Origin of the sequence: Kitasatospora sp. NPDC053057, assembly GCF_044546945.1 — a bacterium.
GTDB lineage: Bacteria > Actinomycetota > Actinomycetes > Streptomycetales > Streptomycetaceae > Kitasatospora.
In genome coordinates, this window is sequence record NZ_JBITZP010000132.1 from 1 (window position 1) to 1740 (window position 1740).

A 1740-nucleotide genomic window follows, 5' to 3' on the forward strand; every position below is an offset into this window, starting at 1 on the left:
AGCCCGGCCGGGGTCGGCGTCTGGAACAGCGCCCGCACCGAGACGGACACGCCGTGGCCGCGCAGCACCTCGACCAGGCGCACGGCGAGCAGCGAGTGCCCGCCGAGCCGGAAGAAGTCGTCGTCCACGCCGACGCCCTGCACCTCCAGCACCTCGGCGAACGCCGCGCAGACGAGCTCCTCACGGGCGTTGGCGGGCCCCCGGCCGGCACCTGCCGCGTAGGCGGGGGCGGGCAGGGCGCCGCGGTCCAACTTGCCGTTCACCGTCAACGGCAGCGCGTCCAGCACCACCACCGCCGAGGGGACCATGTACGCGGGCAGCCGCTCGGCGGCCGTCCGGGTCAGCAGCTCGGGCAGGCCGGCCGGTGCGCCGTCGGCGACCACATAGGCCACCAGACGCTTGTCGCCCGGCTCGTCCTCCCGCGCGATGACCGCCGCCTGGGCGACCTGCGGGTGCCCGACGAGAACGGTCTCGACCTCACCGGGCTCGATCCGGAAGCCACGGATCTTCACCTGGTCGTCGGCACGGCCCACGAACAGCAGCTGTCCGTCCGCCGTCCAGCGGGCCCGGTCACCCGTGCGGTACAACCGCTCACCCGACCCACCGAAGGGGTTCGCGACGAACCGCTCCGCAGTCAGACCCGGACGGCCCAGGTACCCGCGCGCCAGACCCACGCCCGCCACGTACAGCTCACCCGCGACACCGACCGGCACCGGCGCCAGGAACTCGTCCAGCACGAACACCCGGGTGTTCACCACCGGCGAACCGATCGCCACCTCGTCCGCCAGCGGATCGCAGGGCCAGCAGGTGGCGTCCACCGTCGTCTCGGCCGGACCGAAGGAGTTGAACAGGCGGTGACCACGCGACCAGCGCGCCATCACCTCCACCGGCAACGCCTCGCCACCCGTCACCAGCACCACATCGGAAGCGATCGAACCCTCGTCCAGCGTCGCCAGCACCGCCTGCGGCAACGCCACGTGCGTCACCCCCGACTCCGCCAGGAACCCGGGCAACACCTCGCCGACGCGCCGGTCGGACGGGATGACCACCAGGGTCGCGCCGGTCAGCAGCGCCATGAACCACTCCCACGCGAACGCGTCGAAGCCCACCGACCCGTACTGACCGACCCGCGAACCGGCACCCACACCCAGATCACGGACCTGACCCGCCACCAGGCTCGCCACACCCGCGTGCGACACCAGCACGCCCTTGGGCCGACCGGTGGAGCCGGAGGTGTAGATCACGTACGCCGAGTCCTGGGCCCGGACCACCACGTCCAGCGGACCGTCGTCCAGCCCTGCGAGGTCCAGGCCCTCCAGCGCAAGCGCCCCCGGCACCAGCGCCAGCGTGCCCTCCGATGCCAGCAGCACCGACGGCTCGGCGTCCTCCAGCATGTGGGCGACGCGCTGCGCCGGGTACTCCGGGTCGATGGTCATGTAGGCACCACCGGCCTTCAGCACACCCAGCACCGCGACCAGCAACTCGACACCGCGCTCCAGGCAGACCCCGACCACCGACTCCGGACCGACACCCCGGCCGGTCAGGTAGCGCGCCAGCCGGTTCGACCGCGCATCCAGCTCGCCGTACGACAGCTCGACTCCGCCATCGACCACCGCCACCGCGTCCGGGTCCCGCCCCACCTGCGCCACGAACAACTCCGGCACCGTCGCCGACCCGACCTCGACCACCGTCTCGTTCCACTCCACCAGCAACCGGCGCCGGTCCTCAGGGGCCAGCACC

The 1740-nt window shown here is 72.7% G+C and carries 1 protein-coding gene; it reads right to left on the reverse strand.

The window, feature by feature from the left end; all coding sequences use genetic code 11:
• On the reverse strand, positions 1–1740 hold a 1740-nt coding region (locus ACIG5E_RS39405; RefSeq protein ID WP_396542130.1), incomplete at both ends, for an amino acid adenylation domain-containing protein.